This window comes from Megasphaera sp. ASD88 (assembly GCF_002287425.1).
GTDB classification, from domain to species: Bacteria; Bacillota; Negativicutes; order Veillonellales; family Megasphaeraceae; genus Megasphaera; species Megasphaera stantonii.
Genome location: NZ_NQXW01000004.1, coordinates 35,121 through 52,878, shown reverse-complemented (window position 1 = coordinate 52,878; position 17,758 = coordinate 35,121). Strand labels below are relative to the sequence as shown.

The window sequence follows — 17,758 nt, the reverse complement described above, 5'->3', positions numbered from 1 at the left end:
TGGGAGCCCTGTCATGCAGGGCCCCTGCCGCCATATAGTTCATACAAACTGCCTTTCCTTATTCGACGATGACCTCGTCTTCTTCAGCGTTTTCCACGCTGTGACCGCTGCCGCTCGTCAGGCCGTACCGTTCGTGGTACGACAGGTCAGGCGCGTAATACTTGTCGTAGAAGTTGTAGAAATCCTCATCGGTGAATATATTCATCCAGTTGACCTGGCTATACCGCTGATTGTATGCGTAATTGTGGTCAGCCAGATGGAGCAGGTTGCCGTTGCTGATCTGGACGGTTCCTTCCGGCGAGAAGAAGATATGCATCCACTTGTCGTTCAGCTCGTCGCTGTTCCACGCCGCGAGGTCGTCCTTCGGGCTGTTGATGCTCGTGTTGACCCAGTACGAGCTCGATACGCTGTCATCGTAGACCGGAGCCGAGCCGAAGACGTTCGTCGTCATGTCGTCGGTGCTGAAGGTGGCCTTATCCTGTACGTAAACCTTGTCCAGATGCAGCGCTCCCTCACTGACGTGGATATTGCCGGTATTCAGCCACAGATGGTCGAAGCGCACGCCGCCGTTGGTCAGGATGTCGCCGATCACGAGGTTGTCAATCGGCTGGTCGTCCGCCGTTCCTTCCGGCGTAATGACCAGGAAACCGTCGCCGTCTTCACGCTGCGTGATGCTGTCCAAATCCATGTTGGAGCCGGAAATGGCAATCTGCTGGGCCGCTTCGATGTTTTCCACATCCATTTCCTTGCCTTCGGACTTCACGAAAACAGCTACGAGGTTGCCGCTGACATTGACGAGATGGAGGTCGCCGTCAGCTACGGAAATACCCGCGTCTTTCTTAGCATAGACTTCATATAAGTCGACGTCGCCTATGCCGTCGTGTCTAACGGTTACATTGCCTTCCTCCGCTTTAAGATGCGCCCAGTCTCCTGTCGGGCCTTCGCTGTTCGTGTCTTTGATGACGCCGCTTCCGCCTTCGTTGATGGAAACGGTCACGTCGCCGCCATTCGACGTTACATAGATGTCTTCATGGACGCCGTCCTGCGTACCTTCAAAGAGGATATTGCCGGAATTTACATTCAAATCAATGTTTTGCTCAGACTTCAGGTCATCGCGAAGCGTCATATTGCCTTCAGTCAGTACCTTGAAAACGATGTCCTCGCCGGCAGTTACCGCGCTGTTTGCCGTGATATTTCCGACGTTCGTCGTGAATTGAATATCCTTGTCCGCCTTGAATACGGCATCGCGGTCCGTCGTAATATTGCCTGTGCCGGAAACAGTTGCCGCAATGTTGCCTCCTGCGTCGCCTTCCGATACAGCCGTTACGGCGCCATTAAACGTGATATCACCGTCGCCAGAAACGGTTGCCGTCACGTCGCCGGCGCTGGCCGTCGTTATGCCTTCAAAACGAATGTTGCCGTTTGTCGCTGAAGCATGTACTTCTTTGCCGGAAGCAATTTCGCCTTTGACGATGATGCTGCCTGTATCGTCTTCCGTAATGCCGGCCTGCAATTCCGTATCGAGATCCGAATAGACATCGCCTTCGACTTGGATCATGCCGCTGCCGGTCTGAGCAAGGACCTTACCGGCTTCAGCCGTTACCGTTCCGCCTAACGTAACGCCGCCTCTACCTGTCGCCGCTGAGAAGTTGCTGCCAGCCGTCGCGCTGCCCTTTACAGTAATATCTCCGCCGTCGCTGCTGAGATCAATGTCCTGGCTGGCGTCAGCCTTCCCGCTGACGCTGACATCGCCGCTGCCCGTATGGGCCGTCACGCTGCCGCCGTTGGCAGTTACGTCACCGCCAAGGGTAATCGTACCGCTGCCTGTCTTAGCCGACACATCGCCATTTGCCGTCGTCAAGCTGCCCGTCGTCGAAATGTTGCCAACATTACTCGTAAACGTGATGCCCGTTCCGGCGTCGGTCGTGCCGCCGAAAAAGATACTGCCCACAGTTGTCTCAGCCGTCACGGCGCTGTCGGCATGGACTGCGCCGTTGACCGTAATGTCACCGGCAGCCTCTTCCGTACCGCCGGCATGGAAGGTCGTATCCGTACCGGACCATACAGCGCCGTTCACCGTAACGGAACCGCTGTTTGTCGAAACGTTGACAGTGCCCTTTTCTGCTGTGACGTCGCCAGTCACGATGCCAGCTTCATCGGCCTCGCCGATGGTCACGTCGCCGCTCTGCGTCGCAGCAGAGAAGTGGCTTCCCGCCGCAGCTCCACCGAGGACGGTAATAGCTCCGGCACCACTCGTAAGGTTTATATCCTGTCCGGCCGTCATTTGACCGGTCACACGGATTTCGCCGACCTGGGTATTTGCGGTAATGCTTCCTTGTGCTGCCGACACGCTGCCGCCAAATTCGATGGCCCCGCTCTGCGTCGTCGCTTCGACGTCGCCGTTATGAGCCGTGACGTCGCCCTTAAGGGTAATGGCGCCGCTGTCGGTCACAGCGGTGAAGCTGTCGCCGGCAGTCATGGTGCCATCGACATGAATAGCGCCTTCATTGCTGTGGAAGTTGATGTCGGCGGCTTCTTCGCTGCCGTCAGTCTTCTGCGTCGTCGCCGAACCGGTCACGTTGAGGCCATTGGCGCCGGTATGGTAAACATCGATGCTGCCGTTGTTGACCGTAATGCCGTTGTCTTCGTCATCAGAGAAATCGATATTTACAGTTCCTGCATTGCTCACAAGATGAACATCTCCAGTAAGACTGTTGTTTTCTTCCAAACCGTGAACTACGAAATTCGTAACTACGTTATTTGCATTTTCAAGCAGCTGGCTTCCTTTGCTGGAAACATTGACCGTGGCTGCATAGATACCGGTATCGCTGCCTTCCAAGCTTGCGTTCTGGGTCACACTGCCGTTTTCAGCCGTCAGGGTTAACTCGCCTGCTCCAGCATTAACGCTGATAGTTCCATCAGACAACTCGATATTATCTTTTGCAGTAATTACTGCATCTCCAGCCGTCGCAATAGAACCTTCAACAACTTCCACATCCTCTCCTTCATCATCTGTACGTCCTAAGGCTACGCTTCCTTTTTCATTATAAACGTTAAGGTTTTCACCAGAAATCGCACCCAAAACCAACGTGCCGCCATCACCGCTGCCAGACAGATAAATGTCGCTTTCTGCCTGCGCATTGACAACTGCGCCGTTGGCTTCGACATTCAATCCATCGTCAGCGCTGCCAATACCGCCGCCGGCAACTAGAGATATTATGCCTTGTCCTTCGCTGGTAATCTGGCCTTCCGCACCACCGGCCAATGTCACGCCGGAATTGACAATACTCCCAGATGCCTGCAATACGATGTCTTCACCAGCGCCTACAGACACAAGCTCTAAATCACCGCCGAGCTGCTTGACATAGATACTTCCCTTAGATTGTGCTTGCAGCGTTCCATTCAGCACTACGTTCATCATTCTTTCATCCGTGCCGATAGAACCATTTTCGCCGCCTTGGATTACTAAATCATTGCCGATAATCGCCGCGTCGTCGCCTTCATGGACATTATAGATGCCATCATGTCCCTGTAAGGTAATATTTCCCTTTCCGTCGTTAGCGTTAATCAGATCGATGTTCAGCTGATTTTCAATGGCAGCATTGTCTTCTGTACGGCCAGCTAAGTATGCATTGCCGTCCGTTTCTATATGGATAGCTCCGCTGCTCTGGATGCCTAAGGGCAGCTTGTCTGTAATAGTAAATTCTTCCTTCGCCGCATCCCACGTTACATTGGATGCACTGGCGTTGGCAAGAGCTTGCAGGTTAGCCACATCAGTTAAATCGGAAACGCCGATAACTTTCGTTGTATCGCTGTTCAATCCGGCGCTGCCGCCATGGACGACGACAGTAATATTGTTCCCCTTAAGGTTCGGGTCTTTGACAACTTTGTCCGTCTCGCTGATGTCAGGATTGAGGATATTATCGGAAATCGCATACAGCAGTTGCTCTTTGTTCCAATATTCCTTTCCAGCTTCCTGCAATTCAGCAATGTGCACTTGAGCATCATCGTTATGCTTCAGATAATCTTCTGCACTCGTATAGTTTCCATAAGTTTCTGCCAATGCTTCATATGCCGCATATCCGTCAAAGGCAGATTTCATGTCGAGCGTATTCTGAACCATTGTGCCATCTTGTGCAGTTTCTGTCACAGTTACAGAAGGCTTCATGTACGCATTATATGCGTCTGGAGAAGTTGCTTCCATATATGCACCAACAGAATCATAGCCTGCAAATTTTTCTTTGGCCGCTTCAAACGCTTCTTTGCCTTGTTTAAATTCTGCAAGGGCATTTTGATAAGCATCTTCCGTTTTATACTGGTTCCTCTGCGGTTCCTTATCCGGACTTGTATAATATTTTTCGCCTTTCTGGTACACGGCATATTCAGCTTGCAAGTCATCGTACTGCTTCTTGGCCTCGCTATAGGCCGCATAAGCGTCCTTATATTCCTGCGAAACTTCGCCCTGCTGGCCGTAATAATCTTTCAGTTCTTCGTAATTGCTGAATTCCTCTTTCACAGCCGCTGCGTACTCGGCTACATCTTGTTCTTGGCTTTCCGTGTATTTACCGTCGCCATCGATGAGGCCCAGGTCTTTCCACTTCTGGATAAGCGCGTCTGTACTGCCGCGGTCGATGGTCTCGCCGTCAGGCAGGGCGTCGATGAGACTGCCATTTGTCACCGTGATGGTTACGTCGCCATTGTCCGAATAAACGCGGCCAATACGCATGTCGCCTTGGGCCTGCGTCAAGTTAATGTCGTCTTTGGCCTGGGCGTTGACGCTGGCCGACAGCGAATCCGTGCCGTCGACAATACTCTGCCCGCCGTTTACTACGATAGCCTGTTCATCTGTGCCGATGGCACCGTTTTCGCTCGTCAGGTCGATGCGGTTACCGCTGACGCTGACACCCGTACCACTTTGAGTAATATTTCCAGCAGCTGTCAACGATACGTTGCCTTTCTGCGCATCGGCTGAACCTGCAAACAACTGATTGATGACGACGTTGCCCTTCGTACCGTAGGCAGCGCTAACATCGATGGTTACGTCGCCGCTGCCACTGTTGACGGCATTGAGCTGAACTGTATCGCCCATAGAAGTGATATTTACATCGTTGATACCCGCTGCCGCTTGCAAGTTAATGTTATCGCCGACAAGGGAGCCGCCTTTTTGATTGATGGCGCCGCCTGTGCTGGCGATGTCAATGACAGAACCGGTTCCGCTGCTGGCCGAGCCGATCGTATTAGTCAGGTTGATGTTGCCTGCCGCATTAATGTTGATTTTACTGTTGCCGTCGGCGTTGCCGAAAAAGCCGATTTCGATGGGCTTATCGGCTTTGACGCTGGCGACGTATTGCTGCGATGTCCCCGTCGTCACCGACCACGTATATTTTTCCCACTTGAACCAACCGAGGAAGCCTGTGCTCCACCGTTCCGGCTCGCCGGGACCAACGCGGTCTTCGTTGAGTTTCGTATTATCATAAATGACGATAAAGTTGTCGTAGTTGTCGATGCCGTCCTTGCGCGTACTGATACTGCCAATGTATTCGCCGTTAGGCTTGTCTTTTTCCGTTTCTTTCGCCGGAGTCGACGGCTTATGCTTTTCCTCGAAGTCATCCAACTGCTTTTTATTCATAGTATCTACAGCGCCCCACAAGCCGGCTTTAATGGTATTGCTATATTCTTCCTTTGTCGTAACTTCTTGCCCTGTAGTCCAGTTGTAACGGAGGCCCTCCTGAGGCTTATATACGTTTGAGCCGCCTTTAATAGTATCTAGGGTTACATAATCGCCATCTTCAAGTTTCGTCAAATCTTTGACGATAGTCTGGCCGCGAGTAAATTCTGTCAGCGTATTTTTCGCCGTATCCGTAATGCTGATGAGGCCGGATACGTCGTTGCTGACCAGCTTGCCCAACTGGAGATCCGTCGTCGTATCGTTGTGGACGTTAATATCATACGCGCCGTCCAGCACCTTGATGCTGCCGCTGCCAGTGCTGCTAATGCGGCCTGTGAGATAGACCTGGCCGCCGTGGGCGTCCACGTCGGGCACGACGAGCTGTCCCGTATAAGGATTGTAATATACGTCTAAGGTGCGGTAATATACGCCGTCTTCGCCGCATACATCTTCGCCCGTAACGATGCGGTACGTATCTCCCGTCATGACTTCAGCATCAGACAAAACACCGCTGCCGCTATCCAGCCAGTTCTGCCGGAGATCATTTATCTTATTTTGTACTTCACTCGTATCTTTAATTTCAACAACGTATTTTTCATATCCACTCTGAATTTTACCATTGATATTGATGTCGGCTGCGCTGATATAGATATTTTCCCCGGCAATCCGGTTGCCGTCAGATTTTACCTCTTCGTTCTTGCTCCATTCGTCATGGACCGTATCATGTTTGAATCCGTATATATCGTCGAAATGGGTCTTACCTTCTTCATATTGTGAAGCATATTGATCCTGTACGTCGCCGCCGATGCTCACGATGCCTTCCTGGAAGCCCTGGCTGACCGAACCATTGCTGGCGCTCAGCCTGACGGTCTTGCCTTTCACACCGGCGCTGTCAGAGGCGCTGTCCCCTTGGATGACGATATTGTTCGCGGCACTTCTGATTTCTACTATACCGTCGCCGCCGTCGACGAGACCATTAATCTCGATGTCGGCCCGCGGCGTCATCTGGATATTCTGGTTCTGGCCGTCAATCGTCACCTTCGCATACACAGCAGTACCGCCATAATTGCCGTTGATGACGATGCGACCGCCCGTTTCCGCTGCGGCGTCCGGGGAAATGCCGGCAAAGTTTGCCGACATCCCATTTTTGTTGAGCCCTTCGATAGTTGCATTGTCTTTCGCCGCGTCGCCGGTGAGGGACGTATTGTTGTAATGGATTTCACCGCCAGCTTCACCAATCGTAATGTCATTTACTTTCAGATAGAGGTTCGTGTTGTTATTGACGACGACTTCCGGCGCACCTTTCGCCGTAAGGGAGCCTTCGCCGCTGAGGTTATCGCTCTGGATGTTGATATTGCCGCCGCTGGCCACAATGTCGGACAGCTCGATATAGTCGATGGTAGCGCCTTCGACAGGAGCCTTATACGTTTCTCCCGTTGGCTTGCCTTTATTATCGAGAACTTTAATCTCTTCGATCAGGCCCATCGACTCCATCTGACTCATTATGCGGTCTCGCTCGGCTTTATAGCCCAAATAAGCAGTCGATCTTGGGTCTTCCGCATAGGCCTGCATCAATTCGCCCAGCTCATTGTAGCGCTCGAACAGTGTCGTGCCGTAGTCCATAGTCCCCGTGCCGATACCATCCGTATCCACGCCTTTTGAAGCATTAATGATGAGGTCGTCCTTTCCTACGGCCTCCTGCCCATTTTCATAAGCATTTACCGCATCTTTGACTTTGTCGTCGAAGAAGACGAGCTGCGAATCGTCTCCGCCAATGGTGATATACTGCTTGTTCTGTACGCCTGCCGTGAGCGTCCCGTCGGCTTGTACAAAATTATTGCTGTGCTTATTGTCCGGTTCTTCGTGGCCGACTGTCGAACTGGTGTAGTTTTCGTCTTTATCGCTCCAATACCAGGTGTACAAGACGCTGCTGTCGCGAATCGTTTCCTTGCCAGCATCAGCATACAGATTGATGTTGCGGACGCTGCTGACTTTGCTGCCAGAACCGATGGTAACAGTGTTATTCTGGTTCACCGCATCGTTTAGTTTGGGATTCGATACGGCCAGGGCCGTCTTATTGTACGATTCCGAATCGGCTTCCAGATCCAGTTTTCCTTCGCTGCCGTCTTTGTCCTTGCCGGCATAAAGGTTGACATCGTTCATGCTGTACAGCGTGCCGTCGACAGCAATGCTGTTGTTCCGTTTCATGGTGCTCGTCACATCGGAGCTTGCGCCGCCAACGGCGCCGCCTTGCGTATCGGCAACGCCGATGACTGCCATATCCATATTATCTACAGCGGCCAGGACGATATCTTTGCCGGCCTTTTTCGTCTTCAGCGAGCTGTTTTCGTCGACAGCCACCGTATCGGTAGACGTAACGGTATTATTGACATCTACCCAAGTAAATGCGCCTAAGCCGGCAGCCTTGATATATCCGCCTATGTTCAAATTGCCCGTCGTCTTCGCTTCATAATTCTGAGCACCGTCAGTCGTGATAGTGCTATTGTCAATGGCAATATTTGCCTTCTTATCGATAATATTGTTAAATACCGCGCCTTGTACGTTGACGCCGCCGTATCCGCTGCCTTCGACAGCATAGTTTTCCTTGTCACCGAAGGTCACCGTATTAGCCGCGTTGACATCCATATCTCCGCCGCTGGTAATCACGGCGTCGCTAATAGAAATCCCCGTCGTTCCCGTAATCGAGTTGTCAGCCTTCGTCGCGCTCGCCCCGACGACAGCCGCCTTCAGGGCGTCGGCATTGATGTTAGCCGTGTCGCTTTGCAGGGCTTCGATGCGCACGTCGCCTTCGACTTCCAACGTGCCGCTGATGTCGACCTGCGTCGTCGCGTTCATTTCATTTTTGACGTAAGCCGCCAAATCGCCGCTTACGAGGCCACCGCCGCTGCCGTCGGCCTTCGCCGTGTTGTCTCCGGCACCGGTTGCCGTTACGTTCAAACTGCCAAGCAACGTATTTTCACTGCCGCTGGCGAGGCTAACCTTCGTCTGTGACGTATTCGAAGTGAATGCCTGATTGTTGCCGCTGGAGAAGATGCCGCCAATGGTGATGCCCTGCGCATCGGCCGCCGCCTTGGCGGCGTTGTTGCTGCTGAGCGTGAGGTTCGTCACGCCTTTCGTATCTTCTGCATATACTTCTGTACGCTCGCCTTCCTCACTGCCCTCGACGTCTTTATAGCCAATGAGTTTTTTCGTCGTCTCCGTCTTGTAGGCGACATCGTCGACATCTACGGTAACATTCATGGCTACGTCGGCCTTTGCCAAGTTTTCGGCAAGGGTATAATACCCGCTGCCGCTGGCGCCGACGACAGCCGCTTCAGCCGTATTTTTACCGTCTTGCGTCGCCGCATCAGCGGAAATATCTACGGTATCGGCGTTCAGTTCGTTGCCGTCAGCCACGGTCACGGCAACAGTACCGTTGGCCGTCGCCTCCGCACCGGCGCCGCCAGCCGTGCCAAACACACTGACGGCTGCGCTGTCCGCCACAGCTTTAACGGCTGGACTAGCCTTTGCTGCGATGACGATATCTTTCGCAACTAATTTATTTCCACTATTCAAGGTAATACTGCTTTTGCCGCTGTCGCTGGCAGTCGCTGCGACGCCCTGGGCCGCTAAAGCACCGCCGGCGCCGCCCATGGCATGAGCCGTCACCGTATTGGCCTTGTCCGTCTTAATGGAAATACGGCCGTCATTGCCGCCGTCCTTATCGGCTGCTTCACTCCCTGCAATTGTAATGGCTGTACTGCCTTCATTATCAGCACCGGCAACAATGGCTCCGACAGAAACGGCTCCGGCCGTAATGCCGAGTACATCGACAGTCGTTACGCCATGATCAGCTGCCAATATATCCAGTGAATTGCTCGTAAATCCTGCATTGCTAATATTAATCTTGCTACTGCCGCTCGTACTGGCTTGTCCTACAGCGGCATTACCGGCCACGACACCGGCGCTGCCTTGATATACATCAAGGTTGGCATCGCCTGTAATATCCGTATGGATATCAATGTCATTTGCCGTCATACTGCCGCCTGTAACATTAACACCTACATTACGGTTTACATTGAGAACGCCAACGCCAGCATTGAGAGCTGCGCCGCCAACGGCACCACTGCCTAAGGTCATATCAATGTCGTCTTGTTCCGTCGCTTCAGCCTTAATCGTGCTGCCTGCCGTTATGTTACTATTTGAAACATTGACGGTAATCTGCGAATCTTTGCCGCTGCCTCCAGATTCGGCGCCGACGGAAAGAGTGATGTCATTAATATCAGCAGTATCCAATGCCGCTTCCGATCCTTTTAATAAATCAGCTGCAGCCTCATTATCATAGACAGCGTTAGCCTCGGAAATTTTTTTCCCCGTATCTGTATCAGCAGAAATTTCTTGTCCGACTGTCGTCACGGCAATATTAGCACCAGCAGCTACGCCGCCTGCCGTAACGTTTGTCGCTGTCTGCTCAATATGACGCGTTTCGTCAGCAGTGAATATCACATCATTTGCTGCCTGCAACGTGCTGCCACTGACATTGGTCTGTACCGTACTGTCAATCGTATTAACTGTTACGCCTGCACCGGCTCCGACAGCACCGGCACCAATTGTACCCATATAAGCCTTTATATTAAATGTATTATTTGCTTTTCCACTAATACCACCCTTTGATTCTATTTCCGTATTGATGATATTAGTTTTTACATGACTATTTAAATTATTGATAGAAGTAGCTCCAGCGACACCGACTGCTCCCACGCCATTGGCTGAAATCATCGGATTAACGGTCGTCGTATTTTCAGCTGAAATAGTGACTCCACCAGAGCCGCCAGCAGTAATACTAGCTTTTTCAGCCTCTGTGCCTTCGACTATAACTTCTGTATCCGAATTATCCTTCAATACGCCTACAGAAAGGCCGCCGCCTACACCAAGGCCAGCACCGCCTACGCTGACGTTCCCAGCATTTACGATACCGGTATGATGAGCTGCCATACTGACAGAATCAGCCAATACGGTACTGCCTGTGAATATGGCTTTGGTCGCATTATTAAGCTCCGTCACCGTCACGACGCCGGCTATGCCGCCACCGATGCCGGCAATACCGCCACCTGCCGTAAACGATGAAATACCTTGTGCCGAATCTGCATCTAACTTAAATTCAGTACTCTTGATGTCACTATTTTCAACAGAAGCTGCAACAGAGCGGCTAATGGTATTCGTATCACTGCCAAGGCCTACGCCGGCACCTATGCCACCCACGCCTATACTGCCAACAAAGCCTGCGCTATTGGAATAATCGCCAGCATTAACATAGACGTTTCCTGCTGTTTCATCCGGTGATATGCTGCCGTTTACGACTGAATTGGCAAGACCCGCATTCGTCGCGCCGTTAATTTGATTTACATTTACTGTACCAGCAATACCAGCACCTTCTCCGGCTCCACCGCCAGTAATTAAGAAGGACTTCATATCACGCGTAGACGAAGCATCGATAATAAGCCCGCTTCGAGTCTCTGTTCCGCGTGTAATATGTGAATCCATATCGACGGTCTTACCATCAATGAGCGCATCATTTATAGACTTTTTATCAATTGCTGTATTCGTCGTTAACGATTGCTTGCCCTTAGCAGTTACTGTTGTATTCTCTTTATCATCCTTGCTGCCGACAGTTGCACTCGTAGTACCAGCAATTTGGTTGACACTGACGGATATGCCCACGCCGGCACCTTTCGCACTTGCAGCAAGCTGACCGGCGTAATTGCTGATCTGTTCATCGCTTGTTGCTATAACGCCGACGCTTCCATCAGCAATAACCGTTGCGCCGTCACCAATATGAGCCGTCACGTCATTGTCTATCATATTGACTGCCACAGATCCCGTAGCACCAGCACCGGTTACAGCTGCTGCAATACCAATGCCGATATTTTCAATCCGCGGCGTTCCATCAGCCTGGACAGTCATATTGCCGACATTCATCGTGCCGCCGTTTACAGCAGCGTTTGTCTGCTGCACAATGCGATTTACAGCTACGCCTGCGCCAACACCAGCACCTTGGGCAGCAAATGACGCCGTATCAGCAGAACTGGTAATCTGGCTGTTATTTTGCGCATCCACTGTTACTTGAGCAACGTTTTCTCCATTTTTATCTACATCCGTATTCTCAATGACAGCAGATACATTTTTATTAACCAAAGAGGTTGCTGCAGATCCCTGTACAGCAGCATTGGTTGAAGCAGCTACCCCTGCAGCAATGCTCGTCAGCTTAGATTGATCTTTAGCACTAACATCGATATGATGTGCGCTGTCATCCGCATTTGACGGTGCGTTATCCGACATATCAATAGTTGTGTTCCGTATAGCTGCCAGCGTATTCTGACTGCTGTTTTCATTGTCTGCCGACGAACCGCCGACGTCATTATAGGCGACACCGCCGCCAACAGCCGCTTTGCCGCTAGCTGAAACAGAGCCGACAACTGCCAGGCGATCTGTGTCATCCGTTGCTGCAACAGTTACCTGACTAGCATTGGAAATAACGGAATTCTCACTATCGCTCTTATCGATTATAGCTTCTGTATTACTGCCGCCGCGATTGACAGCAACGCTGCCGTTGATAGCGACCGTTTTGGAAGCAGCAACACCGGCTCCTATGCCATAGACCTTTCCCGTATTATTAGCTTCGACACTGACATCAACAGTCTTATCATCACTCAGCGCCCGGATCGTATTTCCTTTCATATACGCGCCACTCGTATTATCCAGACCATTATACGCTAATGCCGCACCGATGCCAGCCGTTTTGCCAACAGCAACAGCGCCGGCGACATTGACAGCCTGCGTACTGCTGCTCGCGTTGGCCTTTGCTTCATTCGCAGTAATTACAGAGTTTTCAAACTGAGCCGTGACGTCATTATTTATGTCCTGCCACGTTACGCTTCCCATGCCGCCGAAGTTTTTCGTACCAGCAGCCACGCCAGCAGCGACACCGACGAGAAGCGTGTCCGCATTAGCCTCAGCCTGGACGGTGTCGGCCGTGACGGAAGCGTCATTATTAACAGAGGCCGTAAACGTGTTATCAATATCGGCGATATTAATAGCTGCCCCGGCAGCATTGTCTTTGCTGCCAGCAATGACAGCTGCTGCGCCGACAATTGTGCTTCCATTTTTGTCGTAACCAACCGATACACCGGCTGTGTCCAAGCCATCATTGGATTGATCAGTGCCAATATAGAAGCTGGTGCCAGATGTATCAATGCCTCTATCTGCAGCAAATTTATTATGATCGGCGTAACTGCCAAGCAAATCCTGATACGGCTTTGCTTCTTCCGAACTAGCTTTCGTATCCTTAGCTGTTGCAGATACAGTTCCCCCAGCCGTAATCATTGCGCCATCAATAGCCGATTCAATAGTATTGCTGAGTCCATTATATACGGCGGCTCCACTGAAAGCATTGTTACCGGTGCCGTTGCCGCCTGCTACTACGCCTGCCGAAACAGCTGCCGTAACCTGCGTCGTCGCCAGCAGGCCTTTTACATTGACATCGTTTACATCGGTATACGTACCGCCAGAAATGCCCGCGTTGATATCGTTATTAATATCAGCCACTGTCACGCTGCCGCCGACAAGACTGCCGCCGCCAGTAGCTATATCGGCGCGGACGCCTCCTGTAACCTGCACGTCACTTTCATAGGCTGCCACGTCAATATTCGTGACCTTTTTCTGTGTATCATTTTCAGTTTCTATGACGCCCGTCAAGTCTACGCCGTCCATGTTGGCATGGACATCCTTATCAATCAAGTTTACCGAAACTGACGCGCCGCCGCTGTAATTTTTGCCGCCCGTCGAGTCTTTGGTCAGCGTTGCTCCCAAGCCGGCAGCAACGGTTGTGCCGCCGCTGACAGCAGCTACATCAATATCTTTGGCACCGGTAATCTTGCTGTTTTTAACGAGAGCCGTAATTTCGTTGTCGATATTATTGACGCCAACAGCACCGGAAACGGCGACGCTCGTATTGCCGCCCGATTCACTGTTTCCTTTGCGGAACGAAAGGCCGGCTGCACCGCTCCAAGCTCCAGTAAAGGCAGAGTCTCTTGCCCCTACTTGCAGCTTGCCGTCATCAGTCAGATCAATCGCAGCGCCATCAATTACAGCTTTCGTCGTATCGCCTACTAAATTAAGGGATACACTTCCTGCTCCAGCTAAGCTGAATCCAGGAACACCTGCTCCTTCATCGGAAGTTGTACTTTCTGATGATATACTTCCAGAAGAAGAATTCAGATTCATGGTGCGAAGCACGTCCTGCAATTTATTGGATATATTCGAAATTCTATCCAAGGCCTGTGTCTGCGTTTCTTCCACTTTTTTAACAGGCGCCTGTATTTTGTCAAAGAACCCTTCTTCCCCGTCTTCGCTTTCGCCGCTGCTCGTCATGCCGCCGGCAACGCTGATGGCATTGATAAGACCCGTTGTTTCAGCATTGACGCTTAATGACGATGCCGAAATGTTTCCCTTCACATCTTCTTCGCTATCAGTGCTGTCAATATCGGCAATCTGGGCAGTGTTCTGTACATCGATATTATTGAAAGCCACGCCTATGCCGGCACCAACATTGGCTCCGCTGGCGGAGATACTGAGAATTGCATTATTGACATTCGTATTATTATTTGCCCAAATATCAATATGCCCCGTTGTATTAGCAGCTTTAATAGCTTTCAAAACAGCATCCGTATCAACGATGACATTATTGTAACTGTCACTGTCCGTTATCGTTACCATGCCATTGACAGCGCTGCCATCGCTTTTCCCTGCGCCTAACATCGCACCGACATGGGAAATATTGCTGTCACTGCCAATGGAAATATCACCAGCCGTAAGGTCTGCGCCTTTCTGAACGATTACATTAGAATCAGTATCAAAATTCTGGTAATTGACACTCGCGCCGACGCCTGCACCGCCTTTTGCATCAGCATCACCTTTCCAAAGCTTTGTCTTGCCAGTAATATTGACGTCTTCGACTGTATTTTTCGACGTTAGCCCCAATGTATTGCCAGCTTGCATCGTTGTAAACGTTCCGACCTTAACAGAGCTCGTATTACTGAAATCAGTTACGGTAACAGCTCCGCTGACAGATAACTTGGTGCTTTCTGTTCCGCCTTTGGCAGACGCTGAGGCCGCGACGTTTGCATAATTATTAGGATCAACAAACGCAATAGAATTCGTCACTACGCCAAGGGCGTTGCTTACGACAGCTTTAAATGGACTCGTAACATCCGACATATCGTTAAACGTCTGCTGCAAATTCATTACTTCATTATAAATGCCAATGGCACCTGAAGCAGCGTCAAAAATCTGACTGGCTGTCCCTTCGGCTGTAATGGCATCTGGCTTATCCACAGCATTTACAAACTCGTCACTGTATGTTGCGGCGTACGTTTGTAAATCGCCGCTTAATGTTCCTAGACTACTAATAAACTCTGTATATTTTTCCTCTTCATATTCCGGCAAACCCTTAATCGTTGCCAACGCATATTCAAGGTTTTTGATGCTTCTGTCAATTTCTCGCTTAATCCGTTCCGGACGGTGATATTCCATTGTCGTACCGCTGGTAATAGTAACATCGCGAGCCGCTGTTACGCTAGCATGATTTCCCTCACCAGCCGTTCCATCTTCAAAAACAACAGCGGCATTATTATTCATTCCTGCATAGACGACTCCTGTCCCTACAGTTACCATATCGGTATTGCCGTTATTGTCCTTTTTATAGGAATTAGCCGTACCGGAAGCGTACAAGTGAGAATCATATATCGTAACATCAGCGTCTGCACGGATATCTCCACTAGCTGAAATCTGAGCCGTGTTTCCAAACGTAACGTTCGCTTCGTTAGTTTCATCAGCAACGACAACAGCTGCGCCGACAGCCATCTTTTCACTGAGTTCTTTTAGCAGTCCCGGTTGTTCTGCCGTAGAAGTTCCGTCGTTTTTGATTATCTTCTGCACTAATGGGTTTTCTTTGAGCGCATTGGTTATGCCTCCAACGTTAGCTGCATTCATAGCTTCAGCCATGAGTTTTCCCATTCCCAGAGAGTTATCCGCCGTAATAGTATTTTCATCAGTATAATTGGTCGCATCAATAGTTACATCCTGCGCTGTAATATTACCGTTAATACCAATATTGGCATGACCGCTGTGCGTGATGACGTTAACCGCCGTTGCTAATGCCGTATCATCTGGCGCCTTCGTTGCAGCACTCGTTACCAATGCATTTTTCGTATCAGCTTTAATAACAGCGTCTCCCGCCGCTACCGTACCATTAATCGTAACATCTGCATTATTTTTACTATCACTGACAGCAACAGATGCAGCTAAAACAGACGATCCAGCCCCTAGTGCACCGGACTTCAAATTCATAGTAGCCGTGTTATTCAAATTTTCTTCAGCATATGCCGATATATTAACTGCACCTTTCGCTGCATTGTCATTGTTTTCACTTGAAACAGTTTCTCCCTTAGCTGTAAGATTACCGTCAATCTGTACAGCTGCGCTGTTTTCAGCACGGGCATAGCCAACAGCTGCTGAAGGAATAGCATCTGAAACCGCTTTGATCAGCTTCCGGCCATTAGCTGCCGCACCAGCCGTTCCATCGAGGACAGCATTCGCATGAACGTCAATAGTTCCATCAGCAGTTATGGCAGCGTCCTTGCCTACAGTGACTTTCGCTTGATTGTCTAAGATCATGACATTAGCTGCCATCGGCGTGATGGGTGTTCCTAATACTTTTACTACCTTATCCGTAAGAGATGAACCATCATCTACATACGTGTTATCTGCATCAGCAGAAAGCACAATGTCACCGCCAGCAGTAATATCCCCCTGCACATCTACCTTAGCAATGACTTGAACATAATTATCCGCATTGGCTGCAGGTACGGGCACATAGTCCGGGATTTTTACGCCATTAGGCGTATTGTCTTTTAATGTCTCTTCTGCCCAATCTTTATTGCCGTTCGTAGCTTCAGCTTTCAGAACAGCACCGCCCTTTGCTTTAATTGTGCCATAATTTTCGACAGATGCTTCAATGGTTTTAGGCATATCAAGATTTACTGTTTGATCTAATATTTCTTTGCCTAAGTCATTAAAATCGCTATACTTTATATTCTTATCTTCTGCTTTGGCAAATAATACGATATCACCGCTGCCGGTTTCTATAGCAGTCAAATTATCTCCCAAACCAGCATTAGTCTTGATCGTGCCATCACTATTTTTGATATTTACTAAATCAGAAAAATTAAAGCTATTCGCACTGCCTGTTCGAATTGCCGCACCCGTCACGATCTCTCCCTGTTTCGTTCCGTCAGCCAAGTTTTCTCCGCTGACATTTTTTCCAACGGCAACATTAGCCGCAGCCAATTTAACGTCGCCAACAGCATTAATCGTCCCTAATACGCTGATGGTACCGCTGGAATTCAAGGGAATATCAAGTGTCATCATTCGATTCAGCGTTTCATCCGTAACCGTTCCAGACTCAAATGCTCCACGCAATCCTTCATACGTATAGTTATATTCATCTAACGTTGATTCAGGATCAAACCCATGTTTAGGTGCCATGGCAAACAGCGACCCAGCATTAATGACGCCAGATTTGCCGACAACCATGCCATTCGGGCTTAAGAAAAACAAGTTGCCCCCGATTTTGTTTTCTTTAATCGCATTAAGCGTGCCATTTACATCGATGCGGCTGTTGACAAAGTTGACCAAGTTATTTGCCCATGATCCGTTGTTCTGTGTCCGGAAATACATATTGGCAATATCACCGGCGTCAATCTTAAATTGATCGAAGCGGTTGACAGCCGTATTATTATTTACAATCTTTTCAGCGTAAATATTCCCTACATTTCCATTCATGAGGTTGTCATTCGGCGCGTCTACCCGCGTAATCGTCGACGCCATGGCCACGAAAGGATTACCGATGAAGCTGAACGCCGTTATCGTCGCCAATACCTTTTTTGCCAAATCAAGGTCGTATTTCTGCTGTTCTAATGTTTTCGTATGATTTCGCTCTTGTTTGCGCGTAAATTGTCGTATGTATTTCAT

Annotated in this window: 1 protein-coding gene; it reads right to left on the bottom strand. The window is 50.0% G+C overall.

From position 1 onward, the window contains the following. Positions 1-58: 58 nt before the first annotated feature. Entirely contained in the window at positions 59-17,758 is a 17,700-nt protein-coding gene (locus CJ260_RS04110) for a hypothetical protein (protein WP_095629277.1), read from the bottom strand.